Here is a 23,694-nt window from a genome sequence, read left to right as displayed (position 1 = left end):
GTGTTTTAAGTATATTTTTTACTTTATCGAGAAAATCATGATTTTTATCCGAAATGCCATACAGAAGTGCACCTAATTATTGTATTTTTGTTAGGACTTATTTGACTTTTAACAATTAAAACCGCATAATTAAGATGAGTTACTATCAGGTAAAAAGTCTTGAACAATATTTTAAGCACTATAATAAATCTATAAGAGAACCCCGCAAATTTTGGGATAAAATAGCAGATGAAAACTTTACCTGGTACCAGAAATGGGATAAGGTTGTCGAGTTTGATATGCAGGAGGCTGATGTGAAATGGTTTTTAAACGCCAAAGTAAACATTACAAAAAACTGTATAGACAGGCATCTTTCTAAAAGGGGAGACAAAACAGCTATTATATTTGAACCTAACGACCCTAAAGAGGAAGCACAACATATAACTTATAATGAGTTATATGACAGGGTAACCAAAATGGCAAACGTACTAAAAGACCAGGGCATTAAAAAAGGGGATAGGGTATGTATATACCTGCCTATGATACCCGAACTGGCAGTTACCGTTTTAGCCTGTGCAAGAATAGGTGCCGTGCATTCGGTAATTTTTGCCGGTTTCTCTGCTTCTGCCGTTGCCGCAAGAATACTGGATTCACAATGTAAACTTGTTGTTACTGCCGATGGAGGATATAGAGGAAACAAAACCATAGAACTGAAAAGCATAATTGATGAAGCACTTGAAAAATGTGACTGTGTTGAAAAAACACTGGTTGTAAAAAGAACTAACAGCACTGTTACAATGAAGGAGGGACGCGACGAATGGCTTCAACCCCTTTTAGATGCTGCACAACCTAACCATGTTGCAGAAATTATGGATGCTGAAGATCCTTTATTTATACTTTATACTTCTGGTTCTACCGGTAAACCTAAAGGTATGCTACACACTACGGCAGGTTATATGGTTTACACTGCTTATACCTTTAAGAATATATTTAATTATGAAGAGAATGATGTGTACTGGTGTACAGCTGATATAGGCTGGATAACAGGGCACTCTTATATAGTTTATGGTCCGCTATTAAACGGTGCAACAACTGTTATTTTTGAAGGTGTCCCATCTTATCCTGATTTTGGGCGTTTTTGGGAAGTAATCGATAAACACAAAGTAACCCAGTTCTATACTGCACCAACAGCTATCCGTTCACTTGCCAAAGAAAACTGGGAATGGGTAGATAAGTACAATCTTTCTTCACTTAAAATAATAGGATCTGTAGGCGAACCTATAAATGAGGAAGCATGGCACTGGTACAATGACCATGTTGGTAAAAAGAAATCTCCTATTGTGGACACCTGGTGGCAAACTGAAACAGGCGGTATAATGATATCACCTATACCATTTGTTACGCCAACTAAACCAACTTATGCTACTTTACCATTACCGGGAGTACAGCCCGTACTAATGGATGAGAGGCGTAATGAGATAGAAGATAATCAGGTAGTGGGAAGCCTTTGTATTAAATTCCCTTGGCCGGGAATGGCACGTACCATATGGGGAGATCACCAACGATTTAAAGAAACATACTTTACTGCTTATCCCGGTAAATATTTTACAGGAGACGGAGCTCTTAGAGATGAAGTAGGTTATTACCGTATTACCGGTAGGGTAGACGACGTAGTTATCGTATCCGGTCATAACCTGGGCACTGCACCTATCGAAGATGCTATAAATGAGCATCCTGCAGTTGCAGAATCTGCAATTGTTGGTTTTCCTCACGATGTAAAAGGCAATGCCCTTTACGGATTCATTATTCTTAAAGAATCGGGTGAAGACCGAAACAGAGAAAACCTTAAAAAAGAAATTAACGAGCATATATCAAGCCATATAGGCCCTATTGCAAAACTGGATAAAATTCAATTCGTATCAGGATTGCCTAAAACGCGTTCCGGAAAGATTATGCGCCGAATATTGAGAAAGATTGCAGAAGGCGACTTTTCTAACTTTGGAGATACAACAACATTGTTAAACCCTGAAATTGTAGACGAAATAAAAAATGAAAGATTATAAATAAATCCCAACATCCAACTAAAAACTAAACAACAACCAAACCAACCATGAACAAACACTTTACAGCACTATTGCTGCTTATTTCCTTTGCAGGATTTGGGCAGCGATATGAATTTGACACGTACTCTGAGTATCAGTTCAAAAAAGACGAGAAAACAGATGTAGACAAAACTTTTGAATTTTCTAACTCAAAAGATAACAGCTACATACTGTCTGTTTTAGAAAAAGGTAAAAATGTAACAATAACATTTTTACATGCTTCAGGACAAAAGGCTATGCTTAAAATGTCTAAAGAAGATTTTTTTAATGAAGAGAGTATTATTGTAAACTGTTCTTCTACAGAAAAACAGGATTTGAGTAATGCTAAAAACTCTGTTATTAGTTTTGATTTCCAGAAACTAAATGATACTATTATTAAAAAAGACACACTTCAGCATTATGTCATAAGGTCTGTTGATCCGGGAGCTGCTAAAGAATCCGGTGAGAGGCACTTTATAATTCAAAAAAGTACAGAATTTCACCTTCCTAATGTAACTCCTGGTACTATTCCTTACTTCTGCTGGGCATCAGGAAAAACACTTCCAAGTGGGCTTTTCAGGCAAACTTATATTGTTAAGGATGAGGAACTGCTTGAAAAAATGATTCTGACAGATTATAAGAAACTAAAAAAAGTTCTTGTTATTGAGCGGGGCTGCAAATATTAAACAAACAGCTATTAGTATGAAAACATTTTTAAAAGAAATTTTTGAATATACATATACTTTCAACAGTAAGTTAATTGACAGCTTACTGCAAAGTAAAGATGCTATTCCGGAAAAATCGTTAGTACTAATAAATCATACCATTAATGCTCACGAAATATGGAACAGTAGAATCGAGAAAAAAGATTGTAAAACACAGGTTTGGGAAATGCGCCCTGTAATAAACCTTAAGAAAATTAATGAGGTAAATTTCCAAAATTCAATACGAATAATCGATTCATTTAATTTAGAAGAGAGAATAAGCTATTTTAACTCAAAAGGAGAGGAATTTATAAACATCATAAGGGATATGCTTTTTCATGTTGTAAACCACTCAACCTATCACAGGGGGCAAATAGCTACAGATTCTAAATTACATGGCTTAGCACCATTAGTTACCGATTATATTTTTTATAAAAGGGATAATTTATAAATCTAAAAGCCAAGTTTAGCTTTTAATTTTAAGAATACAAGAGCGGTTATGTATGCATTACCCGATGCAGTTAAACGATCGCTCTTGTTTATTTTTAAGGCATCACATACTTCATCAAGGCTCACCTGAGTATCTTCGACATGATGTTGCCAACGCTGGTATAAGGCATTTGTATCCATAAAAGCATTTTTCAATCTCCCTAACTCCAAGCGCTTAAGGGCCAGATTAATCATTTCTATATCCAAATTTATATTATGACTAACCAGGGTAGCATCTTGAATAAAGTTAAGAAACTGTATCATGGCTTCGGCCTCTACATATTTCTCCTCCTCATCCTTAAAAACACCACTGAAAGCAATAGATTGCGGATTAAATTTTTCCTGCCTGATGAAAATCTCAAAGAAATCTCTTATTTCAATGGCATTATCATTTATACCAATGGCACCAATAGAAAGTATAACATCTTCACGCCAGTTAAGACCTGTAGTTTCCATATCAAAAACTACATAACGTTTATGTACTTCCTGTTTTTCCTCCTTTTCAAAATGAGCAAGATAGTTTTTCCAGAATTGTGGTAGGTTTGTCCCTATAAGCCAGTCTAATGCCATACTATATATTAATTTATATATGTAAGTGAAAAACGGTTTTTAATCAAATCGTGTATCTCGTTTATAGGCTGAAAACAATGTTTAAGCTTTAGTTTGTCTGACTTTGATAAATCTTTCAAATTTAAATACTTACCGTCAGAATTACTAATTAAACCTTCTTCAGTTCTAAAACGCATTAATACATTAAATGCATCTGCACAATTGTTAAACAGCTCTTCATTTTCAGGTTCAAGCTCAGCCAGTTTTTTATAACGCTGGTAAGTACCTGTAAAGTCTACTAGGTTATGGCTTAAAGCTAAAACCCTTGCAGCATCTCCCAACGGCTCAAGAGCTCGGCTTTTTATATCAAAGCTGTCTTTATGCTCACCGTCATTTTCAACTAAAAACTGCCTGAAGAACCCTAACGGTGCAGGATTTTTTAATGTATCTGCAGCAAGATAAGCAAAAAACTTCTTGTTATGATTCATGTTTTTAATAATGGTTTCGGTAATAACCTGTTCTATTTCAGGTATACCATATACAAAATCAAGATCAAAGAAAAGTGTGCTTAACTCAACTCCTCTTTCAGCAGGGGTGTTTATCCATGTATTGTATTGTTTAATCCAATCAGTTACTGATTTACACCATCTTGGGTTGTTAGCCATTACATCATCTGGGGACATTTCATAACCCACATATTTAAGGGTATGTACCACTTTATCAGCCAGAACAAGGAAATAGCTTTTAACCATTTCATATTCATTCGAGTCTACATCCTCAAAAATTAATGCATTATCCTGATCCGTAAGTAATAGCTGTTCTTTTCTGCCCTGACTCCCTATATTTATCCATACAAATCGGGCAGGAGGGGGAGTACCCATTTCCTGTACCGCAAGCTCTATAGCCCTTCTTGTTATAGCTACGTTTATTTCAGACACTATATTTGTAATATGATAAATAGGAATGTTTTTATCTATTGAGTTTTGAATCAATTCACTTAGCTTGTCTCTCACAACCTTTAACTCTTTTCCTTCAGAGGCTCTTCTGGTTTGTTTTAAAAGCACACCAGGTGTATTAGATTGTGCGGCAACAACATCATGCTCAGAAATTATACCTGTGATAAACGATTTTTCCGTACCATCTTTAGTAACACATAAATGTCCAACATTGTGTTTAAGCATAAGCATTTGAGCTTCTGCAACCGATATATTTTCCGGAACTGTTATAACAGGAGTTGTCATAATCTTATCGGCAGTAACATCAATAGGAAACAGTCCTGTAGCTATTTTAGATCTTAAATCTCTATCAGTAATTATACCTATAGGTAGCTTATCTTTTTGTATAATTACACTACCTATAGCACTGTTAGACATTGTTTTAGCAATATACATAACCACATCATCCAGATTAGCAGTAATCGGATTTTTAGTATAAGCTATCGGCTGAAAATACTGGATATCTGTAGTATGTTCAGCAAATATCATATTTTCAGAAATCAGTTTTCCACTATGTTCTTTATCATAGGGGTTTCTTGTATGTGATGCAAAGCTTTGAAGCAAAAACTTTAATACTTCAGAATTTCCCGTCACTAAAGGCTCAAATGCTGCAATTGGTATAGCACATATGATAGATTCTTCACGAGCCTTTGCTGTCATTAAATAATGGTTCTTGGCAAAAAAAGGTCTTAATCCTAAAATATCGCCTTCATCGCATTTATCTACCAAGGTTTCTTCTGCGTCCGATGTAAGCGAAAGTCCCACAGCACCACTTTTTACGACATAAAAATCCTTATGGGTGTCTTCACCACCTTTAAATAAAGTTTGGTTTTTTTCCAGATAAATTATCTTAGACTGATTTGCAATACTAAGCAACTCTGAAAAAGTAAGACTACTGAAAGGGGGGAAGTGCTTCAAAAAATTAGCAACATTCTCAGCAACAGGATTTTTCATAATAAGGCTATTTGTGATTTAAAAATACTACTTTTTAACAATCATAGCAAGCAATTTCTAGTGAAACAATCCAATTGTTTGTTAAAAATTAACTCACAATTCTTAAATAAACCTTAAAATAAAATTTGCTTTTAAATTAATGTTTTTAAATTTACGGGGTTAACAATCAAATTTATTAAAACATGAAAATTTCTAAAAAAATTGCTACAGTACTTTTAACTGTATTTTTTACAGTTTTAGCAGGTGCACAAGAAAAACAGCCTTTAAGTCCGGCAGCTTCATCATCAGGTGAAATTAACGGTGCCAACATTAGTATTATATACAGCAGTCCTTCTGTAAGAGGAAGAGAAATTTGGGGAGGCTTAGTTCCTTATGGTAAAGTTTGGAGAGCCGGAGCAAATGCACCAACAATGTTTGCAGTTGATAAAGAGATTACTGTAGAAGGAAAAAAACTTCCTGCAGGTAAATATTCATTTTATGTAATTCCTGAAAAAGATAACTTTACAATAATCTTTGGTAAAGACAGATCTATGCAGGCTTCAAAATATGATTCAGCTCAAGATCAGTTAAGAGTTACTGTAAAGCCAAAACAATCTGCAGCTAAAACTGAAAGTTTAGAGTATTCTGTAAATGCTGACAATGTTACTTTAAGCTGGGATAATCTTGATATTCCAATCAGTATTAAGTAAGAAGAATAAAATAATAAGTATATATAACACTGCTTGGTAAGGCAGTGTTATTTTTAAGCTATTATGAAAATGTAGTGGAGTTTTTTATATCTTTTATTTTACATAATGTATATTATAATTCAAATTTAATGCTTTTAAAATTATTCATACTTATGCAAAGTAATATAATATATAACTACTTATATTAATAATTTTGATGCTTCTAATATATCTGTCATCAAAAGATCGACATATAAGTAATTATATAACTAAAATTACATAAAAGTATAAAACCCTAACTTTTGGTTTTAGTAGTTTTGTGGCACATTAATTAAATTGTACCTCTGCCAGTAAACTTTTGGGGGCATTAGTTGGCAGAGGTTTTTATTGAAATAACTTAACTAATATTCAAGTAGTTCCTTAAGAGCAGTTTCAAACCTTTTTTTAGGCAAATACTGATCTTCAAGGGCTTTTGTAAAAGGAATTGCGGTTTCAAGACTTCCTACACGCTTAACCGGGGCATCTAAATAATTGAAACATTCTTCCATAATCATCGCAGAAATATCACTTGCTACACCTCCAAATAATGTGTCTTCCTGTAGTATTATTACTTTTCCTGTTTTCTTAACCGAATTGATTATTGCTTCAGTATCCATTGGCTGAAGCGTCCTTAAATCAAGTAAATCTGCTTTTATCTCGGGGTTTTTATCTAAAACTTCTAAAGCCCAGTGTACACCGGCACCAAATGATATAATAGTAACATTATTACCTTCTTTAATTAATGATGCCTTACCAAATGGTAATGTATAATAATCTTTTGGTACATCCTGATAAATGCTTCTGTATAAGGCTTTATGTTCAAAAAACATTACCGGATTAGGATCATTAATAGCTGTAGCGAGTAACCCTTTTGCATCATATGGAAATGCCGGATATACTACCTTTAATCCAGGAGTCTTGGTAAACCAGGCTTCATTTGTCTGAGAATGAAACGGACCTGCCTGTACTCCTGCACCACATGGCATTCTAACAACCACGTCTGCTTTTTCATTCCATCTGTAATGAACTTTTGCAAGATAATTTACAATTGGATTGAATCCTGTTGAAACGAAGTCAGCAAACTGCATTTCTATAACCGATTTATATCCATTTATGGATAATCCCATACCTGCAGACACTATTGCCGATTCGCATATTGGCGTATTACGTACCCTGTCTTTTCCAAACTCATTTACAAAGCCGTCTGTAATTTTAAAAGCTCCTCCGTATTCAGCAATGTCCTGCCCCATTATAACAAGGTTTTCATGACGCTCCATAGATTGTTTTAATCCTTGTGATATAGCATCAATCATCCTTATATTTTCAGAATCATTTTTAGAGTTAAATTCCTCAAAAAAAAACTCTTTATAAACATCATTTAATTCTTCACTTAAAGATGCCTGTATAGGTTCTTCATTAGATGCTTTTTGATAATTTTCATCTATTTCCTGCTTCAGTTCGGCTCTTATTTCTTCATCCAGAGTATCAGATAAAATTCCCTCTTCCTTTAAGAAGTTTCTATAGTTATCTACTGGGTCTTTAATAGCCCATAAATCCATCAGTTCCTGCGGAACATATTTGGTACCACTCGCCTCTTCATGGCCACGCATCCTGAAGGTTTTAAACTCCAATAATACAGGACGTGGATTTTCTCTTATTGAATCTACAATCTCACTAAGTTGAGTGTATACTTCTAATATATTGTTACCGTCAATTATGTGAGATTCAATTCCATAACCGATGCCTTTATCTGCAAGGTGTTCACAACGGTATTGCTCATTAGTTGGTGTAGATAATCCGTATCCGTTATTTTCAATTACAAAAAGCACAGGTAATTCCCATACAGCGGCAATATTAAGAGCCTCATGAAAATCTCCTTCACTTGTAGCGCCTTCTCCGGTAAAAACAGCAGTAACTTTACCATTTTTGCTAAGCTTATTAGCAAGGGCAATACCATCTGCCACACCTAATTGTGGGCCTAAATGGGAAATCATACCAATAATCTTATATTCCTGAGTACCAAAGTGAAATGATCTGTCACGGCCTTTAGTAAAACCATTAGCCTTACCCTGCCATTGAGAAAATAGTCTGTATAAAGGAATATCTCTTCCTGTAAATACACCTAAGTTACGGTGCATCGGCAGTATATATTCGTCATTTTGTAGTACTGCTGTTACACCAACAGATATCGCTTCCTGACCGATTCCGGAAAACCATTTTGATACTTTTCCCTGACGTATAAGGATAAGCATCTTATCCTCTATCATCCTTGGTTTTAAAAGCTTTTTATATAATTCTATTAACTTAGCGTCAGTTAAATTTTTCCTGTCGAATTTTAATACTGTAGATGTCATAAATTGGTTTGAGTAAACTGCTTCAAATGTATAAAAAATAACATTATCAAGTTTAAATGTTATATAATTATAACATCAAACGTTTGAGAAAATTATATATCAACATTTTTATTAATCAAAAGTAACAAGTCTTTTTGATTATACCATAAAAAATATAATCATGTTTTAACCTTTCCGCATGTTATTTTTTCCTTTAAAAGAATTAATTATTTCTACCTTTGTTATGCTTGGTTTCAGGCAAGATTAATAAAACCAATTTGTATTAAAAAATATGCAAAACATCCCCAGTGTAGATTTGCGTGATTTCCTTTCGGATGACCCGAAACGCAAACAAAAATTTGTAAATGAAATCGGTAAAGCATATGAAGATATAGGCTTTGTGGCCTTAAAAGGGCATTTCCTTGATCATGAACTGGTAGACAAGCTATATGCTTCAGTTAAAGACTTTTTCAATCTTCCGCTGGAAACAAAAGAAAAGTATGAAATACCCGGAATTGGCGGGCAACGTGGTTATGTCTCTTTTGGTAAAGAACATGCAAAAGGTCGTAAGGAAGGTGACTTAAAAGAGTTTTGGCACTTTGGACAATATTTGAAATCAGACTCCAAATATAATACTATCTATCCTCCAAATGTTGAAGTTGCAGAATTGCCTGAATTTAATTCAACTGGTGAGGAAGCCTATAAAATGCTTGAAAAAACAGGTATTTATGTGCTTAGAGCATTGTCTGTTTATCTAGGGATAGACGAGTTCTATTTTGACAAATATGTAACTGAAGGTAATAGTATATTAAGACCGATACACTACCCTCCTATTACTAATGAACCAAAAGATGCAGTACGTGCAGCAGCGCATGGAGATATAAACCTTATAACGCTCCTTATGGGGGCACAGGGACGTGGCCTCCAGGTACAAAATCATGACGGTGAATGGATTGATGCTATTGCAGAGCCGGATGAATTAGTTATAAATGTTGGAGATATGCTTTCCAGACATACAAATAACAGGCTCAAATCTACAATACACCAGGTAATTAACCCGCCAAGAGAATTATGGGGTACATCGCGTTATTCTATTCCGTTTTTTATGCACCCAGTAGCAGATATGGAACTGAACTGCCTAGAAAACTGTATAGATCAAAACAACCCAAAACAGTTTGATGATGTAACTGCGGGAGAGTTTTTACACGAAAGGCTTGTGGAACTTGGACTTATTAAATAGAAAGAATTATGGGAAAGAAATTAAATAGTTTAGAAGATTTAGGAGGGTTTGTTTTCTCTACCAATAAAGACTTCGAGTTTGAAAGCGAAGAAAACATTAATACCCCTGCAAACGGAGAGCAAAGACTTGAAGCACACCTTGATAAAAAAAATCGTGGAGGAAAAGTTGCTACAGTCATAAAAGGTTTTGAAGGTAATGAAGAAGATCTTAAAACCCTTGCTAAAAAACTAAAAACCCTTTGTGGTGTAGGCGGTACAGCTAAAGATGGTGAGATAATAATACAAGGTAACTTTAGAGACAAAATAACGGATTACCTTGTAAAAGAAGGCTATAAAGTAAAACGTGTAGGCGGTTAATAACTAATCAAATAATAATTTAAAATCCCTAAAGTGCTATTATGCCTTTTAGGGATTTTTTATAATACCAAAAGTTTTGAGACAGTAAATTCTATTAGTACCTTTATCTTTTTAACAGACATAAATAATGACTACATTAAAAATAGCCGGTGTCCCTGAGCATTTTAACCTGCCATGGCATTTAAGCATCAATAATAAAGAATTCTTAAACAACAATATTGATTTAAAATGGACTGATGTTCCTGAAGGTACAGGTAAACTTTGTCAAATGTTACGCAATGGAGATACCGATATTGCAGTAATCTTAACGGAAGGAATTATTAAGGATATTGCCGCAGAAAATCATTCTAAAATTGTTCAGGTATATGTAGCCTCACCTCTTATTTGGGGTATTCACGTCGCTGCAGGTTCGGCTCACGAAACAATAGAAGATATCCAAAATGGTAAAGTAGCTATAAGTCGTTATGGGTCGGGATCTCATTTAATGGCTTTTGTAAATGCTGAAAACCAGGGGTGGGATACTACTAAACTTGATTTTGAAATCGTTAATACCATAGATGGTGCCGTTGATGCCCTTACTGAAGGAAAAGCTGATTATTTTATGTGGGAACGCTTTATGACCAAGCCTTTAGTAGATAAAGGGATATTTAGACGAATTGGTGACTGTCCTACTCCATGGCCCTGTTTTGTAATTGCTGTAAGAAACGAAATTCTTGAAAAGAATCCTGAGGCTATCGGTACAGTTCTTGAGGTAATCAATAACAAAACTGCTTCTTTTAAAAGTATCGAAAACATTGATATGGTTTTGGCTGACAAATACCATCAAAAAGTTGAAGATATAAAAGAATGGTTAAAACTAACCGAATGGTCGCAAACGAAACTGGATAAAACCACGTTTGATAAAGTGCAGAATCAGTTAGTTCGCTTACAGATAATTGAAAATAAAACATCTTATGAAGCAGTAACCGGATAAAACCATGTGTTTTATCGAATAGACAATGACAAAGATAAATTCCGAATCTATTAAAAAACTTAAAGAAAAGCTTCAGATTAAGAAGCCCTGGGATTCTATTATCATCTTTGTACTAAATGTTCTTATTGCCATACCTCTTTTTATAATTCTGCATCAAAACCTTTTAGACCCAAACTGGCCTTTACATTTGGACAGGGTTTTTATATTTATTACATTAATAGTTGCTATACAGTTAGTTTTAAGGCTTTTAAAAACGATTCTCATAGTCTGTATCTTCTTCTATCTTATAGCTTTAATTTACGGGTCTATATTTGGAAAATATGGTTTTGTTGCCGTATTTGAGGATTACAGAGCTATGGTTTTTGCAATGGCAGATGACCCTAACCCCGAAGATATAATAATATCAAAACTCCTACCCTTCCCTAACAAGTCTAAAACCTTAGATGCTATTGATTATAATAACCCAAGAGTCAGAAATTTTGCTCTAGCAGCTACAAGAAAATACTTTAATGAAGTGAAAAGTAACCGTAAAGACAGACTTATGATTCAGTGTTTTGCTGTCTTTAAGGAAATACGTAACAAATGGAACTATGTAAACGATCCTAAAGGAAGGGAATACATAGCATATGCATCAGAATCTTTACAACATTTTTCAGGAGACTGTGATGACCATGCTATACTTATGGTTGCCTGCATAAGAGCTATAGGTGGCACTCCAAGACTTATTCATACAGGAGGACACTTGTATCCGGAGATGTTGGTAGGCCATAAAGCTGACTTGGAAACCGCCAATTACCTTATTAAAGAAGTCTTATTTGTGGATGAAAGCCGTGGTAGGGAAATTCATTACCACATTGATGAACGCGGCCAAATATGGCTAAACCTTGATTATACAGCCACCTATCCGGGAGGACCATTTATGTCAGAAGAAATTTTGGGGGCACTAACTTTAGAATAGTTAGTTACCAGTTAATTTCCTTCTTTTCTTTTTGTTTTAAAAACTCATTCGTTTTGCTAAAATGCTTATTATTAAACCATAACCCTCTGTTAGCACTTAACGGGGAAGGGTGTCCTGTTTCCAGTACTAAATGCCTTTGTCTGTCAATACGGGCACCTTTCTTTTTAGCAAATCCACCCCATAACAGAAAAACAACGTCTTTCTTCTCGTCGGAAATTTTCTGGATAACAGCATCCGTAAACGTTTCCCAGCCCTTTCCTTGATGACTCCCTGCCTCTCCCTGTCTAACCGTTAAAACAGCATTAAGTAATAGCACTCCTTGGTCGGCCCAACGTTCTAAATTACCTGTTTGAGGAAATGGTTTACCCAAGTCCGTTTCAATTTCCTTAAAAATATTGATTAAAGACGGCGGCATAGGAATACCATCATTAACAGAAAAACATAAGCCATTGGCCTGACCTGGACCGTGATAAGGATCTTGTCCTATTATCACTACCTCTACTTTATCAAACGGACAATGATCAAATGCAGAAAAAATATGACTCCCTTTTGGATAACAGGTATGATGGGTATATTCATCTTTAACAAAATTAATTAAAGAATTAAAATATGGTTTTTCAAATTCGTTTTCCAGAACTTCTTTCCAGGATGGATGTATTTTAACCTGCATTATTGTTTATTTTTCACAAATATACTTATTCGCGCTTTAAAGCATTTATAAAGGTATTTTAAAGTTGTACATATAGTCTAAATATGTAGTATTTTTGTATAAAATTTGCTGAAATTTATAATGATTAGTATCACAGATAAAACCCTTAAAGATTTAGAATTTAATACCGTTCTGGAAGCTGTAGCCACAAGCTGTACAACAGATAACGGAAAAGAAAAAGCAATGAATATTGCTCCCTTCAAAAACAGGGAGGACTTAATGCTTTCTTTACAACAAACATCAGAATACGTATCTTCTTTCGATAATAATAACGCGCTACCCAATCATGGCTTTGAAGCAATAGCCAATGAAATCAAGTTTCTTTCTATCGAAGACAGCTATCTTGAAGCTGCAGGATTCAGGAAAATTTCCAATATATCAGAAACGTCTAATACTCTTATAAAATTCTTGGAAAAATTTCAGGACTATTATTCTTCCCTTTATAAGAGAGCCAATGAAGTTGAATACACTAAGGAAATAGTAAAGAATATTGACAAAATAATAGACAAGTATGGTGAAATAAAGGATGATGCTTCTCCTGAACTGCAAAATATACGCCGGGAAATGAATCTGGTAAAAAGTAAAATAAATCAGAGCTTTGCCATGGCCCTTAGCCAGTATAACGGTTTAGGTTATCTTGATGATATTCGTGAAAGTGTCGTGGAAAACCGAAGGGTACTTGCCGTTTTAGCGATGTACAGACGTAAAGTTAAAGGTTCAATCTTGGGAAGCTCTAAAACAGGAAGTATTACTTATATAGAACCAGAAGCCACTTTACGCTACTCCCGAGAACTTAATAACTATGAATATGAAGAAAAAGAGGAAATAAAACGTATCCTTAGGCAATTAAGTGATGTTGTACGCCCTTATGTTCCCTTATTGAAAGATTATCAGGAGTTTTTAACGGATATAGACATTATTTCAGGGAAGGCTAAATATGCCCGCAGAATAAATGGTATACTACCTAAAATATCAAATGAGAAAAGATTATTTTTTAGGGAAGCCTACCACCCTATCCTATTTCTGAATAATAAACAGAAAAGTAAACCTACTTTTCCTCAAACTATTGAGTTAACACAGGAAAACAGGATTATTGTAATATCAGGCCCTAATGCTGGAGGTAAGAGTATTACATTAAAAACCATAGGTTTATTACAACTTATGCTACAGTGTGGTTTATTAATTCCTGTTCATGAGCGAAGTGAAACCTTTTTATTCGACAGGATAATGACAGACATAGGTGATAATCAATCTATTGAAAATCACCTTAGTACTTATAGTTACCGACTTAAAAACATGAATTACTTTTTAAGGAAATGCAATGAAAAAACACTTTTCCTTATTGATGAATTTGGTACCGGTTCTGATCCTGAGCTGGGAGGTGCTCTGGCCGAAACATTTCTTGAAGAGTTTTATTACAGGGAAGCTTTTGGTATAATTACCACACATTACACTAACCTTAAAATACTGGCTAATGAGCTTCCTTTCGCTACAAATGCAAATATGCTTTTTGACGAAAAGTCTCTGGAACCAATGTATAAGCTGATTTTAGGTCAGGCAGGTAGCTCCTTTACTTTTGAAGTAGCGCAAAAAAATGGTATACCTTTTGGACTGATCAACAGAGCAAAAAAGAAAATAGAAAAAGGTAAAATACGTTTTGATAAAACAATTGCCAATCTTCAAAAAGAGCGTTCTAAACTGGAAAAAACCTCACAAACCCTAAAAGAAGAAGAAGGAAAGGCACGTGAAGAGAGTAAAAAAATGGAGAGTATCAATACAAAGATCCAGCAAAAACTTGAAAGCTATCAGGAATTGTATGATGCAAACCAACGCTTGATCTATATGGGGCAAAAAATTGACGATATAAGTGAGAAATACTTCAACAATAAAAATAAGAAAGAGCTAATAGGCGAATTCCTTAAAATGGTTGAAATAGAAAACTCGAAGCGCAAAAAACTTACCGTTAAGGAGCAAAAGGCAAAAGAGGTAGTTAAAAAGAAGGTTGAAATCGAGGTTAAAGAAAAGGTTGAAGAAATTCGTAAAGAGAAAAAAGAAAAGAAACTTAAGGAAAAAACTATTGTAAAACCTAAAGCTATTTTAAAAATTGGCGACAGGGTAAGAATGATTGACGGTAAAGCTGTAGGTACTCTTGACAGTATAGAAAAAAATAAAGCAACTGTAAACTATGGTATTTTTACTTCAAAAGTTGATATTGAATCTCTTGAACTCGTTGAAGCCAAAAAGAAATAATTAAAAATGGAAAACTTACCAAAAGATAAAAAAATAATACTATTTGACGGTGTTTGTAACTTATGCGACTCGACCGTTCAGTTTATTATTAAGCGTGATAAAAAAGATATCTTCAGGTTTGTTGCCTTACAATCAGATTTAGGAGAAGAGATTGTAAATCATATTGGTATTGACAGAACTAAAACAGACTCAATAATTTTATATGAACCAGGCTTAGCTTACTATTATAAAGCCGAAGCAGCAATTAAAATAGCGGTACAACTTGGAGGTATATATCCTTTGATGAATGCATTTTCAATCCTGCCAAAATCTGTTTCAAATTCAGTGTATGACTATATTGCCAGAAACAGATATAAATGGTATGGGAAAAAAGAAGAATGCATGATTCCAACTCCTGAAATGAAAGCTAAATTTCTTTAAAATATTAAATTTCAACAAATAAAAAAGTCCCGCAAATGCGGGACTTTTAATTTTTATAACTATAAGAAATTATTTCTTAACGATTTTCTTAGTTATAGTACCTTGATCTGAAGATACATTCATTAAGTACATTCCTGAAGATAAGTCAGAGATGTTGATTTGAGCTTCAGTAACTCCGTTGAATTTAGCAGACTTAACAACACGTCCGTTAAGGTCAACAATCTGCACACCGTTTACAAGGATGTTTTCAGCATTAGCAATGTTGATTACATCAGATGCAGGGTTTGGATAGATAGAGAATTGAGAAGCAAGGAAATCTTCTGAACCTAAGTTAGAATCAAGTAAAACTGTATCTAATAAGATAAAATTATTACCTGTTGCCTGAGCAGATGCATTATTAAAAGCAAAATAATAAGTTCCGGCTACATCTGCAGTATAAGTAAACGTATGATTAGCATAAGCAGCTGAACCTGCAAATGTGTAAGTATCAACAATATCATGTGTGCTTATATCAGAAGACATTCCAACTGTAACATTTAATGTTGCATTTAGTGTAGTACTATTAGTTAATAATTGCGCATAGTAAGAAAAAGTAACTTCTTCCCCTGCTGCTAAAACAACCGGCTTAGCTAATATCCAAGAATTAGATGCTCCAGTAGTACTTAAAGCTGAAAAAAGGAAACCTGTAGGAGAATGTGACAAAGTAGCACCTTCATTCTCATCTGTAGATAGTCCCCATCCTGCTAAATTTCTAAATCCATCAGCTCTGTTAGCTGCATCATCAAAGCCATTAGAATAATCAAGACCAGCAGCTAAAGTTAAAGCAAAAGGACCAACCCAGTCACCTTGTGAATCACCACAGTTTGATCTTACATAATACCATAAGTTAGCTTCAGCAGGAAGATCTGAAAGATCTGCTGAATTTGTATCAACACTCACTGTTGTTCCTGTAGTGTCGTCTGTTGTAAAACCAATAGCCCCATACATAACATCATAATCGGGAGAACCAGGAGCTGCCATCCAACTTAATGAAGCTGAGTCAGTTCCTACTGAAGGCGATTGAAAACCAAATACATTTGGGCTAACACAATCAGCAGCAGTAAAAGTAACATCAAATACAAAAGCTTGATTTTGCCAATTGTTATCCCATACAATATAATATACAGTTCCAGACTCAACTGGTACAGTAGCCTCAGACCTGTAGTCTGGAGTAGTAGCATTAGGATCAACATCGTCGTTATATCCATAACACTCTAGAGCTGCACAAGTACCTGTTAGTATAGACAATCTTGTATCTATACCTGCCTCTCCATTAGCATTTCCTGTAATAGCACTAGAAACAGTTAAATATCCGTTAGCTGTTGCAGTATAAGCATACCACTCAGCTGCAGGTGCATTTTGGCTGTTTCCTGCATAACAACCTGCCTCATATGCACCATTAATAGCTGATACACTGTATTGACCTGTTGTTACAGCTGTTGCCGCATCACAACTGTCTTGAGCATTTGCCGTTAAAAAAGAGGCAAATAAAATTGCTCCTAAAAGTAATTTTTTCTTCATGATGATAGTTTTATAATTTTACCTCAAAAATAATAAAAAAAAAGTATCAAACAAGTGTTATTATTTACATTAAATAAAAAACTGGCTTTAGACCCTCTTTTTTATTTAGATATTAACTCTTTTTATTAATTCTTAACTATTTTTTTAGTAAGAACTGCATCTACTGAATTTATATTCATTAAATACAGCCGATTGATAAGTCTAAACATTTAATTGCACTTGAGAGACATTACTATCTACATCAATTTGAGTAAACTCTCCTAATATAATTAATAATAAAAGGATTGTAACTATTAAAGTTAACCTTAAAATAAGATATTTATCATTTACAGAAAAAACAGCTCCACAAAATAGAGCAAAAAGTAATTGTTTTTCATAAAAGCAAAATTAATATACTTTACTAAGTAAGTAAAAATCAACTATTACCATTGCAGCCATGGCCTCTACAATAGGTACAGCCCTAGGAACCACACAAGGGTCGTGCCTGCCCTTACCCTGCATTTTAACCACTTCTCCTTTACTATTAATTGTTTCCTGTTCCTGCATTATTGTTGCTACAGGCTTAAAGGCAACTCTAAAGTAAATATCCATTCCGTTGCTTATTCCTCCCTGTATGCCACCCGAAAGGTTTGATTTCGTGCTTCCATCAGTATTAAATAGGTCATTATGTTCACTCCCTTTCATTTTAGCTCCGCAAAACCCGCTTCCATATTCAAAACCTTTTACGGCATTAATAGAGAGCATTGCTTTACCTAACTCTGCATGTAGTTTATCAAATACCGGCTCGCCTAGTCCTACAGGAACATTTTGAATTACACATGTTATTGTGCCTCCCACAGTATCTCCTTCTTTTCTTATCTCTTTAATATAAGCTTCCATTTTTTCTGCTGTGGCTAAATCAGGACAGCGAACATCATTAGATTCAGTAAGAGAAAAATCCAGTGCCTGATAGGGCTTATCTATAAATATATCTCCTACCGAAGATACAAATGCATTAATTTTTATATCAGGAATTATTTGTTTTGCTATAGCTCCGGCAACTACCCTACTCACTGTTTCCCTAGCAGAGCTCCTCCCTCCTCCTCTATAATCCCTTATGCCATATTTTTTTTCATAAACATAATCAGCATGCGATGGCCTGTAAGTATCAGCTATATGAGAATAATCTTTAGACTTTTGATTTGTATTTCTCACAATGAACCCTATAGGTGTACCTGTAGTTTTTCCTTCAAATATTCCTGAAAGAAATTCTACTTCATCATTTTCCTTTCTTTGTGTTACTATTGCAGATTGCCCCGGTTTTCTGCGATCAAGTTCTTTTTGGATCACATTAAGGTCTAATTCTATATTTGGCGGACATCCATCTATAACCCCTCCAATTGCTTCTCCGTGAGATTCCCCAAAAGATGATAACCTATATATATTGCCAAAAGTATTTCCTGCCATGATTAAGTAATAGTTTGTTTACAAATTTAATGTTTTATACTCCTTAATTAAGTCAGATTCCAAAAAACCTAAAATTAATGTTTAATTAACCACCAGTTTAAGTTAATCCGTCTATTTTGCAATAAAACATTCTTAATGAAAAAAAGAATAGTTGATGTTGTAGTTCTTTCTGATGTACACTTAGGAACCTATGGGTGCCATGCAAAAGAACTCTTGGCTTATCTCTCTACAATTAAGCCAAAAACACTTATCTTAAATGGTGATATAATAGATATATGGCAATTCAGAAAATCTTACTTCCCGAAACCACATATGAAAGTAGTAAAAAAACTGCTTGATTTCGCTTCTAAGGGAACTCGTGTATACTACATTACTGGTAATCATGATGAGATGCTAAGAAAATTCAGCGACACAACTATAGGAAACTTCTCTATAGTAGATAAGGTTGTACTTGAGCTTGACAATAAAAAAGCATGGTTTTTTCATGGGGATGTCTTTGACAGCTCAGTTAACCATGCCAAATGGATAGCTAAACTTGGCGGTATTGGTTATGACTACCTTATACTGTTAAACCGTTTTGTAAACTGGTGCCTCGTAAAAATGGGGAAAGAACCTTATTCCCTTTCAAAAAAAATCAAATCGGGAGTAAAAAAAGCTGTAAAGTTTATTTCTGATTTTGAGACTATCGCTGCAGATCTGGCAATTGAAAATCAATACGATTATGTTGTATGCGGACATATTCATGAACCTAAAATGCTTAACAAGGAAAACAAAAAAGGTTCTGTTACTTATTTAAATTCCGGTGACTGGATAGAAAACCTTACAGCACTTGAATATCACAAAAAGAGATGGAAATTATACCGTCATATGGATGAGATAAAAGTCCAGCTTAACGATGAAGAGGAGTATTTTGAAATGGAGACCCAACTAAGCAATGAACTTATAGCATCGTTACTTTTTAATAAAAAATAATCAGTAGCTATTTTTGGTTTATATTAGTCTTCTAATTTCAACCAAAAACAATGAAAAAAAATCACTACTTACTACTTATTTTCAGCTTATTCCTAATATCCTGCTCTTCAGACGATGATAGTTCTGTTTCAGGAGTAAATAATGCTATCCCTCTATCAACAGGTAATTATTGGGTTTATGATATAACTATGGAGGGAATAACAGGACAGGATTCAATATACATTTCAAATGACACTACTATTAACGGTAATATTTATAAAAAATTTAAAACTGAGTCATTCCCTATTGGCTTTTATTCTACTTCACTACGAGGTAACGGGCTAAGAAATACTGATGGTAAACTATATTTAAGTGGCGGTGTTGATACCGGTATACCTGATTTCCCTTTAGATTTAACTATTAGTGATTTTATAATTTTTGACTCCAATGCAACAGCCGGTACACAATTAACTTCAGTAAACGGAAGTACCCAACAACAATTAGAAGGTTTTAATATTACCATTAATTATACACTATCTTCTGAGGCTGGAGAAAGCTATCCTTCCTTTACTACTTCAAATAATGAATCATATAATAATGTAAAAGCAAGTGTTGTAAAACTAAATATGCAGGTACAGGTTTCTATACCTGATTTTCCGTTCCCTTATACATTATTACCTGCTCAGGATGTAGTTGTCTCAACACAGTATTATGCAGAAAACATAGGTATGATTCACACTTCAACTAATACCCAATATGCTTTAAGCAGCTTACCCACAATTGAACTACCTATTCCTCAATCCTATAGCCAACATCAGGAAGAAACTCTGTCTTCTTATAATGTTGAATAAGCCAAATCAGGCTTAAACAAAGATGTTAAATATTTGAAAAGATAGTATTCTTACAAAAAGCAACATGGTATATTTGTTAAATAAATAACTAAAACAACATTATGAAGAAACTATTTTTATCAGCTTTTTTACTACTAGGATTAGTATTAAGCACTAATGCACAGGATAGGCGAAATGCCTTAGGTTTAAGACTTGGAGAAAATGACGGATTTGGTTTTGAGGTTTCATATCAGCGTCTTTTAGCCAGTAATAACCGACTTGAGGTAGACTTAGGATGGAGAGATTCAGATAATTATGATGCTTTTAAAGTTGTTGGTTTATACCAATGGGTATGGAACATTGAAGGTGGCTTTAACTGGTATGCCGGTGTAGGTGGTGGTTTTGGAACATGGAGTTTTGATAAAGATAATCGTCCTCCTTATTATGACGGCGACGATGACAGCGGATTCTATGCCCTACTTGCAGGAGATATTGGTATTGAGTACAACTTTGATATACCATTACAATTATCTCTAGACTTTAGACCTGAGATTTATTTTGCCGATGATTTCCGTGAAGACGACTTTGGACCGGATATTGCTTTAGGTGTACGTTACAGATTCTAATAAGCGTAATAAACAATAAAAAAAGCCCTGTATTACCAGGGCTTTTTTTATTGTTTATTTTATATTTGGCTTTCATTAACCAACCTTACTAATTATGAAAGAAGAATTTACATTAGAATTAGAAACATCAGCCGGAACTAAAAAAGAATTCAGCTTTGAAGTTGATAAAAAAACAATTGAAAAAATAAAGCAGCTTAACAAGCCTATTTCCATTATTAAATCAGGAACTAAAGGGATTCTGAAAACATCATTATTCCTGTTTCTTATCGCCTCAATTAATTTAGCCTGGTTAGCCTATTCCCTTTTTGACTTATCTGAAAAACCTTGGTATACTCCACTGGTAATACTACTATTAGGAATTATTTTTACAGGATTATATGCTTATAAAGCTTACAGATATATCACCTTTAATTTCTATTTAGAAATATCTAAAGGACTTACTCCGGTTTTTAAAAAGATATGTGATATTACGGTCTTTCAGGTTCAGAATAAAATTCAGAATCATGAAAAACTTAACACCGCTTCTGTAAACATAAACAGTATTGTAAATAAATTTGATAATCTGCCCGGGATAGCAAAAAAAGTAATTTTGTTCTTTTTAAACAGACTACCGTTTTTTGAGTTTGTAAACCAAAGCCTTGAAGTAATTAAATCAGGCAATAATGAAAAAGCTTCAGAATTAATTTACACCAAGACTAGTGATTTTATATCAAACAGAACCAAAAAGAATACACTTAACTGGCTGTTTTGGTTTATACCGCTTAACATAGTTGTTCTTATTCTTGCAATAAAACTGATAAAATAAAAAAGGAGGCCAATTAGCCTCCTTTTTTATTATCCTCTAATAAGTTTTTTGTATTTAATACGCTTAGGTGTTAAATCACCTCCTAAACGTTTTTTCCTGTTCTCTTCATATTCAGAGAAACTTCCCTCAAAGAAGTATACTTCAGAATCTCCTTCAAAAGCAAGGATGTGTGTACATACTCTGTCAAGGAACCATCTGTCGTGCGAAATAATAACTCCACAACCTGCAAAGTTATCAAGACCTTCTTCAAGAGCTCTTAATGTATTTACATCTAAGTCGTTTGTTGGCTCATCCAGCAGCAATACGTTACCTTCTTCTTTAAGAGTGATGGCTAAATGAAGCCTGTTTCTCTCACCACCTGAAAGTGTAGCTACTTTTTTATTCTGATCGCTACCACTAAAATTAAACCTGCTTAAGTAAGCTCTTGAATTTACCTGACGGCCTCCCATCATGATTAGTTCCTGTCCGTCACAAAAGTTTTCCCAAATTGTTTTTTCAGGATCAATGTTAGAGTGCGACTGATCTACATAAGCAATCTTTACAGTATCTCCTACAGTAAACTCTCCTTTATCCGGATTCTCCTGTCCCATTATCATCTTGAAGATTGTTGTTTTACCGGCACCATTAGGACCAATAATACCAACAATACCTGCCTGAGGAAGAGTAAAGTTTAGGTTATCATATAATAGTTTATCACCAAATGCTTTAGCAACACCTTTAGCTTCAATTACATTAGTACCAAGTCTTGGTCCGTTCGGGATATAAATCTCTAGCTTCTCTTCAAGCTGTTTTTGATCTTCATTTAATAATCTGTCGTAATTTTGTAAACGGGCTTTCTGTTTTGTCTGACGGCCTTTAGCTCCCTGTCTAACCCATTCAAGCTCTCTTTCAAGAGTTTTTCTTCTTTTAGAAGCTGTTTTTTCCTCCTGCTCTAAACGTTTTGATTTTTGATCAAGCCAAGAAGAGTAGTTTCCTTTCCACGGAATACCTTCTCCCCTGTCAAGTTCAAGAATCCATCCAGCGACATTATCAAGGAAATAACGGTCGTGAGTAACCGCTATAACAGTACCTGCATAATGTTGTAAGTGTTGCTCCAACCAAAGTACACTCTCTGCATCAAGGTGGTTGGTAGGCTCATCCAGTAATAATACATCTGGCTGTTGTAATAGTAAACGACATAAAGCCACCCTTCTTCTTTCACCTCCTGAAAGCACTTTAATAGGTGTGTCCGGTTCCGGAGTACGAAGAGCATCCATTGCTATTTCAAGCTTAGTGTCCAGTTCCCATGCACCTGATGCATCTATTTTATCCTGTAATTCAGCCTGACGGTCCATAAGTTTCTGCATTTTATCTGCATCTTCATAAACCTCAGGAAGGCCAAACATGTCATTAATTTTATTAAACTCATCAAGTAAAGCAACCGTTTCTGCTACACCTTCTCGAACTATCTCGATTACTGTTTTATTTTCATCCAGTTGTGGTTCCTGCTCTAAATACCCAACAGTATATCCCGGTGCAAAAACAACATCTCCCTGGTAGCTTTTATCAACTCCCGCAATAATTTTAAGAAGCGATGATTTACCAGATCCGTTTAAACCAAGGATACCAATTTTAGCTCCGTAAAAAAAGCTTAGGTATATATCTTTTAGTACATGTTTGTTAGCTCCCTGGTAAGTTTTGCTTACGCGGGACATTGAAAATATTACTTTCTTATCGTCTGACATTATGTAATTTGATTAATTTAGTTTTAAGTAGCAGCAAAGATAATCTGAAATATAA

21 protein-coding genes are annotated in these 23,694 nt (G+C 34.5%); 14 read left to right on the top strand and 7 right to left on the bottom strand.

Annotation, left to right across the window (positions count from 1 at the left end; all coding sequences use genetic code 11):
• The first annotated feature begins 134 nt into the window (after window positions 1-134).
• From acs to NU09_RS03295, 3 genes are read left to right on the top strand one after another with little or no spacing between them, the layout of a single operon-like run.
• The gene (gene acs / locus NU09_RS03305) at window positions 135-2,042 is read left to right on the top strand and encodes an acetate--CoA ligase (RefSeq protein ID WP_129749832.1); all 1,908 of its coding nucleotides are present in this window, start codon (window positions 135-137) and stop codon (window positions 2,040-2,042) included.
• A gap of 47 nt (window positions 2,043-2,089) precedes the next feature.
• Window positions 2,090-2,746, top strand: coding sequence for a hypothetical protein (locus NU09_RS03300; RefSeq protein WP_129749831.1), 657 nt, complete (start codon window positions 2,090-2,092; stop codon window positions 2,744-2,746).
• A gap of 16 nt (window positions 2,747-2,762) precedes the next feature.
• Window positions 2,763-3,215, top strand: a complete 453-nt coding sequence (locus NU09_RS03295) for a DinB family protein (RefSeq protein WP_129749830.1) — start codon at window positions 2,763-2,765, stop codon at window positions 3,213-3,215.
• 2 nt (window positions 3,216-3,217) lie between these two features.
• Here NU09_RS03295 and NU09_RS03290 read toward each other — a convergent pair whose 3' ends face one another.
• Both NU09_RS03290 and NU09_RS03285 read right to left on the bottom strand, forming a co-directional pair.
• The gene (locus NU09_RS03290) at window positions 3,218-3,823 is read right to left on the bottom strand and encodes a PolC-type DNA polymerase III (RefSeq protein ID WP_129749829.1); all 606 of its coding nucleotides are present in this window, start codon (window positions 3,821-3,823) and stop codon (window positions 3,218-3,220) included.
• An 8-nt stretch (window positions 3,824-3,831) separates the two neighbouring features.
• Window positions 3,832-5,751, bottom strand: coding sequence for a DUF294 nucleotidyltransferase-like domain-containing protein (locus NU09_RS03285; RefSeq protein ID WP_129749828.1), 1,920 nt, complete (start codon window positions 5,749-5,751; stop codon window positions 3,832-3,834).
• A gap of 182 nt (window positions 5,752-5,933) precedes the next feature.
• Between NU09_RS03285 and NU09_RS03280 the strand changes: the two genes are divergently transcribed.
• Entirely contained in the window at window positions 5,934-6,440 is a 507-nt protein-coding gene (locus NU09_RS03280; protein ID WP_129749827.1) for a DUF2911 domain-containing protein, read from the top strand.
• Between the two features lie 380 nt (window positions 6,441-6,820).
• On the opposite strand, the gene NU09_RS03275 is transcribed toward NU09_RS03280, so the two are convergent.
• Window positions 6,821-8,812: a thiamine pyrophosphate-dependent enzyme gene (locus NU09_RS03275; protein ID WP_129749826.1), complete on the bottom strand. Its 1,992-nt coding sequence runs from the start codon at window positions 8,810-8,812 to the stop codon at window positions 6,821-6,823.
• A gap of 271 nt (window positions 8,813-9,083) precedes the next feature.
• Here NU09_RS03275 and NU09_RS03270 point away from each other — a divergent pair, with 271 nt between their 5' ends.
• The 4 genes from NU09_RS03270 (at window position 9,084) to NU09_RS03255 (ending at window position 12,318) form a co-directional block, all read left to right on the top strand.
• Entirely contained in the window at window positions 9,084-10,031 is a 948-nt protein-coding gene (locus tag NU09_RS03270) for an isopenicillin N synthase family dioxygenase (RefSeq protein WP_129749825.1), read from the top strand.
• Between the two features lie 8 nt (window positions 10,032-10,039).
• Entirely contained in the window at window positions 10,040-10,387 is a 348-nt protein-coding gene (locus NU09_RS03265; RefSeq protein WP_129749824.1) for a translation initiation factor, read from the top strand.
• A gap of 127 nt (window positions 10,388-10,514) precedes the next feature.
• Complete coding sequence (locus NU09_RS03260) at window positions 10,515-11,360, top strand: substrate-binding domain-containing protein (RefSeq protein WP_129749823.1); 846 nt, start codon at window positions 10,515-10,517, stop codon at window positions 11,358-11,360.
• A 25-nt stretch (window positions 11,361-11,385) separates the two neighbouring features.
• Window positions 11,386-12,318: a transglutaminase-like domain-containing protein gene (locus NU09_RS03255; RefSeq protein ID WP_129749822.1), complete on the top strand. Its 933-nt coding sequence runs from the start codon at window positions 11,386-11,388 to the stop codon at window positions 12,316-12,318.
• Window positions 12,319-12,322: 4 nt separating this feature from the next.
• On the opposite strand, the gene NU09_RS03250 is transcribed toward NU09_RS03255, so the two are convergent.
• Window positions 12,323-12,988: a uracil-DNA glycosylase gene (locus NU09_RS03250; RefSeq protein ID WP_129749821.1), complete on the bottom strand. Its 666-nt coding sequence runs from the start codon at window positions 12,986-12,988 to the stop codon at window positions 12,323-12,325.
• A gap of 120 nt (window positions 12,989-13,108) precedes the next feature.
• Between NU09_RS03250 and NU09_RS03245 the strand changes: the two genes are divergently transcribed.
• Window positions 13,109-15,277 (top strand): endonuclease MutS2, encoded by a 2,169-nt coding sequence (locus NU09_RS03245; protein ID WP_129749820.1) that lies wholly within the window; start codon window positions 13,109-13,111, stop codon window positions 15,275-15,277.
• 6 nt (window positions 15,278-15,283) lie between these two features.
• Complete coding sequence (locus tag NU09_RS03240) at window positions 15,284-15,697, top strand: thiol-disulfide oxidoreductase DCC family protein (protein WP_129749819.1); 414 nt, start codon at window positions 15,284-15,286, stop codon at window positions 15,695-15,697.
• A 69-nt stretch (window positions 15,698-15,766) separates the two neighbouring features.
• On the opposite strand, the gene NU09_RS03235 is transcribed toward NU09_RS03240, so the two are convergent.
• Window positions 15,767-17,257, bottom strand: coding sequence for a T9SS type A sorting domain-containing protein (locus NU09_RS03235; protein WP_129749818.1), 1,491 nt, complete (start codon window positions 17,255-17,257; stop codon window positions 15,767-15,769).
• A 387-nt stretch (window positions 17,258-17,644) separates the two neighbouring features.
• Complete coding sequence (gene aroC / locus NU09_RS03230) at window positions 17,645-18,703, bottom strand: chorismate synthase (protein WP_129749817.1); 1,059 nt, start codon at window positions 18,701-18,703, stop codon at window positions 17,645-17,647.
• Window positions 18,704-18,838: 135 nt separating this feature from the next.
• Here aroC and NU09_RS03225 point away from each other — a divergent pair, with 135 nt between their 5' ends.
• The 4 genes from NU09_RS03225 (at window position 18,839) to NU09_RS03210 (ending at window position 21,915) form a co-directional block, all read left to right on the top strand.
• On the top strand, window positions 18,839-19,675 hold the full coding sequence (locus NU09_RS03225) for a UDP-2,3-diacylglucosamine diphosphatase (protein ID WP_129749816.1): 837 nt from the start codon (window positions 18,839-18,841) through the stop codon (window positions 19,673-19,675).
• Between the two features lie 50 nt (window positions 19,676-19,725).
• The gene (locus NU09_RS03220) at window positions 19,726-20,505 is read left to right on the top strand and encodes a hypothetical protein (RefSeq protein WP_129749815.1); all 780 of its coding nucleotides are present in this window, start codon (window positions 19,726-19,728) and stop codon (window positions 20,503-20,505) included.
• Window positions 20,506-20,606: 101 nt separating this feature from the next.
• Window positions 20,607-21,110 carry a hypothetical protein gene (locus NU09_RS03215; protein WP_129749814.1) on the top strand — a complete coding sequence of 168 codons (504 nt, stop codon included), beginning with the start codon at window positions 20,607-20,609 and terminating at the stop codon, window positions 21,108-21,110.
• 94 nt (window positions 21,111-21,204) lie between these two features.
• Window positions 21,205-21,915: a hypothetical protein gene (locus tag NU09_RS03210; protein ID WP_129749813.1), complete on the top strand. Its 711-nt coding sequence runs from the start codon at window positions 21,205-21,207 to the stop codon at window positions 21,913-21,915.
• 29 nt (window positions 21,916-21,944) lie between these two features.
• On the opposite strand, the gene ettA is transcribed toward NU09_RS03210, so the two are convergent.
• A complete protein-coding gene (gene ettA / locus NU09_RS03205; RefSeq protein WP_129749812.1) occupies window positions 21,945-23,639 on the bottom strand; it encodes an energy-dependent translational throttle protein EttA in 1,695 nt (564 codons plus the stop codon).
• Window positions 23,640-23,694: the final 55 nt, after the last annotated feature.

This window comes from Flavobacterium beibuense (assembly GCF_004151245.1).
GTDB lineage: Bacteria > Bacteroidota > Bacteroidia > Flavobacteriales > Flavobacteriaceae > Flavobacterium > Flavobacterium beibuense_A.
The sequence above is the reverse complement of the archived record's forward strand: the minus strand, read 5'-3'. Positions and strand labels throughout refer to the sequence as shown.